At 50.6% G+C, this 6,144-nt stretch carries 7 protein-coding genes; 1 reads left to right on the top strand and 6 read right to left on the bottom strand.

Annotated features, from left to right (window positions below; all coding sequences use genetic code 11):
- The 5 genes from VFS25_RS06465 to VFS25_RS06445 form a co-directional block, all read right to left on the bottom strand.
- Positions 1 to 412 (bottom strand): hypothetical protein (locus tag VFS25_RS06465; RefSeq protein WP_326461309.1); only part of this gene is annotated, 412 nt, incomplete at its 3' end.
- 16 nt (positions 413 to 428) lie between these two features.
- Positions 429 to 716: a hypothetical protein gene (locus tag VFS25_RS06460; RefSeq protein ID WP_326461308.1), complete on the bottom strand. Its 288-nt coding sequence runs from the start codon at positions 714 to 716 to the stop codon at positions 429 to 431.
- Positions 717 to 798: 82 nt separating this feature from the next.
- A complete protein-coding gene (locus VFS25_RS06455) occupies positions 799 to 1,137 on the bottom strand; it encodes a tRNA-binding protein (protein WP_326461307.1) in 339 nt (112 codons plus the stop codon).
- A 131-nt stretch (positions 1,138 to 1,268) separates the two neighbouring features.
- Positions 1,269 to 1,415: a hypothetical protein gene (locus tag VFS25_RS06450; RefSeq protein WP_326461306.1), complete on the bottom strand. Its 147-nt coding sequence runs from the start codon at positions 1,413 to 1,415 to the stop codon at positions 1,269 to 1,271.
- Between the two features lie 122 nt (positions 1,416 to 1,537).
- Positions 1,538 to 2,284 carry a DUF2625 domain-containing protein gene (locus VFS25_RS06445; RefSeq protein WP_326461305.1) on the bottom strand — a complete coding sequence of 249 codons (747 nt, stop codon included), beginning with the start codon at positions 2,282 to 2,284 and terminating at the stop codon, positions 1,538 to 1,540.
- A 214-nt stretch (positions 2,285 to 2,498) separates the two neighbouring features.
- Here VFS25_RS06445 and VFS25_RS06440 point away from each other — a divergent pair, with 214 nt between their 5' ends.
- Positions 2,499 to 2,906, top strand: coding sequence for a hypothetical protein (locus VFS25_RS06440; RefSeq protein WP_326461304.1), 408 nt, complete (start codon positions 2,499 to 2,501; stop codon positions 2,904 to 2,906).
- A 62-nt stretch (positions 2,907 to 2,968) separates the two neighbouring features.
- Here the strand turns inward: VFS25_RS06440 and VFS25_RS06435 are convergent.
- On the bottom strand, positions 2,969 to 6,144 hold a 3,176-nt coding region (locus VFS25_RS06435; RefSeq protein WP_326461303.1), incomplete at its 5' end, for an AsmA-like C-terminal region-containing protein.

Here is a 6,144-nt window from a genome sequence, read left to right as displayed (position 1 = left end):
CGTTGGAATAGTGCCCGCTTTCCAGCGCAATGGTGAACAGGTTGTTGCCAAAGCGGAACACCTGCTGGGTGCCCAGCAGAATGCGGTAAGAAGGCGTTTTCACCGGCAGCGAGTTATCGGTGTACATGCGCACCTGGGGCGTAAAAGCAGCATAATAGGCCCGTACATGATGCTTATCCTCCCCCAGCCCCTGCATAATATTATTGGCAAAGCTGTAGCGTACAATGGGGTTGGCCTCAAACAGCACCTTTTCATATTTTACGTAGCTGGTGCGCACGTTAATATCCGCATCATCGCCAACAGGGTACACCTGTATAAAATCCTTTAACGAGCCCTTTGGTTCGTTCTTTTGAGCGGCCGCCATACCTGCGTTCAGCAGCAATACCAGCAGCCAGTAATACCTCAATTGCATAACGGGTAGTTGACAGTTATTCAAATAATATTTTATTGATCATGGCAATCACCTCGGGGTCCATGTTATTCGAGAACAGGTAGGACCGGTTGGGGTTACCGTCGTGGAAGAAGGTGAACGGGATATTCAGGTCTGTGAGGCCTTTTACCACTGCCTTTGTATTGTCTTTGGAAGTGGTTTCAATAAAAAAGGTTTGCTCCACCTGCTGGTGTATCACCTGGTTGGTTTGCAGTACGCTGATCACATTGTTAACATCGGCGCCGCTGCTGTTGTACAGGGAAAGGATATTACCATACCTGGCCATAGTAATTCTTTTGGGGTAAGCAGAATGTTTTTTCTATAAACAGTCGGCCATGATAATTTGTTTAAGCAGGGGCGCATTATTTCTAATACAGCCTGCCGCCGGGCACCGCGTCGCGCTCCGGTTGCACCAGCACCACTTCGTTATGGGCGTCGGGCACGCCCAGGGTTAACACTTCGGACATAAAAGGACCTATTTGCCGGGGCGGAAAATTCACTACGCACAGCACCTGGGTACCGGGTAACGCTTCTTTGGTATAATTCTTAGTGATCTGGGCCGATGAGCGCTTAATACCCAGCTCCGGGCCCAGGTCAATGGTAAGCTTATAGGCGGGCTTGCGGGCTTCGGGAAAATCTTCGGCAGTAATGATCCTCCCTACGCGAATGTCCAGCTTTTCAAAATCGGCAATGGTTACTGTGCTCATAATAGTGTGTTATGCAGCTGCGAATATACTCCGGTAATTGTAAAATAGCACCTGCCTGCAGCAGCAAGGGTGTACAAACCTTACGGCTCATACACCCTTGCTGCTAAAAAACTTCCGGTGTTTGTGCGCTATCAGCAAACCCAATAGGTTTCACCGCAGGAAACAAACTGGGTGGTAGGCAGCGTGCGGTGCTTGTTCTCTGCCGGTGCATTGGCTTTGCTCAGCTTCGCAATTTTGATCTTTACGATCTGCAGTTTTTGTGATGCTTTCTTTTTCATATCAAAATAAGGTTAAAAGGTTGATAATAGCATCTAAAATAAAGTAAAAGCAGATAGCAGGTTATCCTGTAAAAACGGGGTTTTTAACGGGCCATGCTGCGGTATTGCAGTGTATACACGCTTTAAGGCGTATGCTGCAGCTGCTGTGCGCGCATGCTCATGTTCACGATGTATTGCTCCTCTACCGAAATCGCGTTCCTGGATGCGGCGTTAATATCTTTTCCTTCTTTTGTCCACAGGAAAGGATAGAAATTATAGGTTTCATTGCCGTTCAGCTGCGCTGCTGCTTCCTGCCAGCCTTTCCAGCGGAGGTTTTTGTAAAATTTATTGAGGTTCCCTGAAAAACAAAATGTGAGGAATTCGGCATACGTCATGTCCAGGTTTTCCCATTGCAGGCGGTCAGGAGCAAAGTAGTATATCATTCCCATTTCTTTACCCAGGCCCCCGTTGTTAATGGCAAAGAAGCCGCCGACCGCGTCATCCGCCACCAGCAGAAACGACGGCAGCTCCCCGAACTGGCTGAATGTTTTGCCTTTATTCCAGTCAGGCAGCGAACGGTTCAGCCGCGCATTGCCGGAGCCCAGCACCCTTATCCAGCCATGGTCTATCAGCAGGCCGCCGGTGTTGTAAATAACAGCGCCCATGGGTGAGCGCGTGGTGATTTGTGTTTTATACAGCGCGTCTTTTGCCTTTAATGTATCGCAGGGCAGTATCTCTACCCGGTTGGTGGCAGTGCTGATCCATTGTTTTACATAATCCCAGCCCGGATCGCTGATATTGATCAATTCTTCCAATGGCTGCATCTTATATAGCTGCGGAAATACAGTTGCAGGTGTAAACGCCAACAGGCAAAATAGTAAGTTACGCATAGTAATAAAGCGCGCGCCAGGCGGTTGTTCGTAATTGGCCCGTCAAATATACCATCCTGCCTTCAGAACCTGCTATTTTCCGTAATCTTTTCTTGTAACCCTTGCCTGTATTGATTACGGAGCCTGTAACAATTATATTTGCCCCTTATTGTTAACTGTAGCACGGGCACACAAGCAGTACGTAACCCTGCCCGGAGCATTTAAACGGAACCATATGAAAAAATTGATGACCGGCATGCTTGCATGCACGCTGATTACACTGGCATCCTGTAAGAAAGACGATGACGACCTCCCCACTCCCGCCGGTATTGCGGGCACCTACAACCTTTACGAAGTAGAAGTGTATAACCCGCCATCCACCCATGCCCTGCCCAGCGACGACGGCGAGCATGGCAAGATAATAGTGACTGTTAGCAGCGACTCAACCGCTAAGGTGCAGCTGCTGCTGTACACCAACGATAAAGTGGAGGCAGATACCACTATTGACTGCAAAATAGGCAAGGACCAGGACGGGGATATTTTTGTGACCGGCGCCGCAGACGGTTCCAACGTGGCTTATTTCTTTGACAACGAAATGGATTTTTACGCCATTCCAAACTACCGCCTGGGCGGACGCAAATAGAAAAGCAGCATTTACGCAGGTCCGTAAACAGGCGTAAATGCTGCTGTTCAATATAGTGGCGGTCAGGCTTTTTTGCGCTGGCCCAAACCCACTTTATAGTTATCCGGCGTACCGGTGACCTTAATGTTCATAAAGCGCACCTTCTTATCCTTGTCGCGGTACTCAATGGCGTCTACCTGGTCGGGGTCTACCTCCTCCTGCTTTTTGCCGAACAGCATGCGGAAGCCTACCTGCGTTACCATTTTCATGGGAATACGGAGGTAATATTCCATTTGCATGTCTAACGACTGCTTACCGGAGATTTCCATAAAGCCCAGGGATGAATTGATGTTCATATTGGGAATGGTTAACGCGCCGTCCTTAAATGTGAGCTTGTTGCGCAGGGTATCAAATCGCACCATGTTCAGGTTTTTGTCTTTGAAGTAAGACGACATGGCCTGCATGGGCGCAAAGTTCACCAGCGTGCCGTTGCTGATGGTTACATCCAGCTGCGCTTTGGAATGGTCTATGAGCGGGGTAAGATCGGGGTATACCTGCACATAGCTACGTATCCGGCCGGTAAGGCGGCCTTTGATGTTTTTGTTGATCACATAGTCCTGCCCCAGGTAGTCCAGCTTCAGCATCATCTTCTCTATATTCATATCCTGCACGTTAATGGCGGTGGTAAGGTATATCTTATCCGGGTTGCTGCCGTTAAAGTGCGCATGCGCCGCTACCCTGCCTTCCGCTACTTCCATGTTCAGCGTATCGAGATACAGGTGCTGGTTATTGAGCATGCGGGCAGTGGTTGATAAATTTTTGATCCACAGCCGGTGGTATTTAATGCGGCCTATGTTAATGGCTGCATTAAAGTCGATGAACGGTATTTCAAAAATGTTGAAGGCATTGGCATGTTGCGATGTGCGTGTAGCCGTTCGGGTAACCGGCATTTTTGAAATGGAAGGCGTGGCCGCTTCCTGCGCAGGGCTCAGGTTATAGCTGGTAAGCTGGTCCACATCCAGGAAGCGGGAGTTAAAGCGCAGGAAATTCTCGCGTTTTCTGCGGGTGGTGTCTTTACCGGCATACAGGCGCATGCTGATGTCAAAATCGCTGCGGCCTATCCTGCCCTTTAACGTGTCCATTTTTATAAAATGATCGGCGCCCACCATTACACGGCCGCTGATGCTGTCCAGCTGTAAGGCGTGCTTTTGCAGGGAGCCTGAAATATTGGCGATCTTAATTTTTGCAAAGCGGAACAGGGAGTCGTAGCGCAGGTCTATCTTTGAGCGCAGCCATATGTTCCTGCCTACTTCATCGTGATAGTCTTTGGGCACGCGCTGGCTGCTGTATTTGCCCAGCAGGTCTTTCATGGCCAGGTGCTTTGATTTAAGGTCAAATGCGATCTGTGTTTTACCCCTCATTACCTTGTTGAACCATAGCGCATAGTTGTTAACCCTGCCGCTGAAACGTATGTCGCTGCTGTCTATCAGGCCGGCAAAATTGCGCAGCAGCAGTGAAGTATCGCCAATGGTCAGCTCCGCGCCAAAATCGTGGAAGGCATGCGGGTAGTGTTTGAAGGCGGCGCGCAGCTGCTCTATTTTAAACTTGCCCCTGGGCAGCGGGTTGGGGTGCTGCAGCTCATGCACCGATGTTTCCAGGGAAGCGCCTATGTTAAAACCATATATCTCCTCTTTGGCTTTGCGCATGCGGGCCGTATCAAAGGCCATCAGCTCTTTCATGATCATGCGGTTGCTGTGGGCGTTAAAGGTAACCAGCACGGGCTTTTGCTGATGGTGAAAGAGTGCGGGCAGATCGCTGATAGCGCCTTTCATCCGGAAATCGGAATGTCCCAGGTTAAAGGACAGGGAGTCCAGCTTTACAAACCCGTTGCGCATGTCGGCATGCAGGTTCAGGTGCTCTATCATGTGCGGGTAGTGCGGTATGCGAAAGGTGAGCTCTTTTACTGTAAGCTCGCTTTGAATACCCTGGGTAAGCCTGCTCATGGACTGTTCCGGCACGCTCAGGTCTACCATTTCCCGGAAGTTCATTTTCAGCAGTATGCGGCCGGTAATACGCTGCAGATCGGGTATACCCAGGAACGCGCCTATAAAGCCCAGCTCCAGGTCAGCGTCTACCTGCATCAGTATTTTCGGATCGGTAAAGTCGCGCATTACAAAGTTGCCTTTAAAAAGGCCCTGGCCAGGGCGTGCGTTCATATTCAGCAGGCGCAGCTCGGATGTTTTGAGGGAATGGGCTGCGCCGTTGGTGTAATAGCCTTTAAAGGCTACGGAGTCCAGCTTTTTGTCGGCGGCCGTGTTATGCAGCCAGGCGTCTGCACAGGAAAACGACAGCTCTATCAGGGGCATTTGCTCCGCGGACACCTTGCCTTTTACCTTGCCGTCGAAAGTAAGGTGCCCGGCATATTTGAAATGTTCCAGCTCCTTGCTTACCGACCCGGGCGCAAAGGCAAACAGCTGTTTCATGTCGGGCTTATCCCCTTTTATATGAATATCCACGTCATTGCCGTGCTGCAGGTCGGCGGTGCCGGTAATGTCAAATACCGCGTCTTCCAGCTGCAGCTTGCCCACCGGCAGCTTCACCTGTTTTGTAGCCTGGTTGTATGACAGCTTAATGCTGGTTTGCAGGTGCTTGTTGCGGAACAGGGTGGTGTCGCCGGGCGTGGTAAAGTCAACCAGCATTTTGCCGTCCAGGTCTGCCAGCAGCAGCGTGCTGTCAACATGAAAGGCTGACTGTATACGGTCAATGGCCACCGCCAGCTGCTGACCGCTTTGTTTATCCAGGTAGGTGATGCGCATATTGCGCAGCACTATTTTTTTGATGTCGAGGTCCAGGGGCGCGGCGCTGGTATCTGCGGCAGCCGCGGTGCCTGTTTTCATGCGGCTGGCCTCCACGATATTCAGGCGGCCGGCGCGGTCCTTTACCACGTCAAGGGCGCCGTTCTTTAAAAAGATCACTTTTACATGGTATTGCTGCCGCAGTATATCGGGCAGGCTAAAGCCAACGTACATACGCTCCGCCTCATAAATGGGCCTGCCGGCCTTTTGCTTGCCGGCATAAAAGCGCACATTGCGCAGGCCAATGGAGATGTAAGGAAAGTTCTGGAAGATGTTAATGCGGCTGCCGCTTACTTCCACCTCACCCGACAGCTGTTTGTTCACCTCTTTCAGCGCAAAGCTTACCAGCCGTTGCTGCTGTGAAAACAGGATGGCTGCTCCAATACCCAGTACTATCAGCACAC

This window comes from Chitinophaga sp. (assembly GCF_035761305.1).
Taxonomy (GTDB): domain Bacteria; phylum Bacteroidota; class Bacteroidia; order Chitinophagales; family Chitinophagaceae; genus Chitinophaga.
This window is presented reverse-complemented; position numbering and strand designations above follow the sequence as displayed.

What these genes read in the sequence shown, in the direction of transcription:
- VFS25_RS06450 (WP_326461306.1), bottom strand. Translation starts at nt 1,415, where the DNA reads ATGAAAAAGAAAGCATCACAAAAACTGCAGATCGTAAAGATCAAAATT.
- VFS25_RS06440 (WP_326461304.1), top strand. Translation starts at nt 2,499, where the DNA reads ATGAAAAAATTGATGACCGGCATGCTTGCATGCACGCTGATTACACTG.
- VFS25_RS06455 (WP_326461307.1), bottom strand. Translation starts at nt 1,137, where the DNA reads ATGAGCACAGTAACCATTGCCGATTTTGAAAAGCTGGACATTCGCGTA.
- VFS25_RS06460 (WP_326461308.1), bottom strand. Translation starts at nt 716, where the DNA reads ATGGCCAGGTATGGTAATATCCTTTCCCTGTACAACAGCAGCGGCGCC.
- VFS25_RS06445 (WP_326461305.1), bottom strand. Translation starts at nt 2,284, where the DNA reads ATGCGTAACTTACTATTTTGCCTGTTGGCGTTTACACCTGCAACTGTA.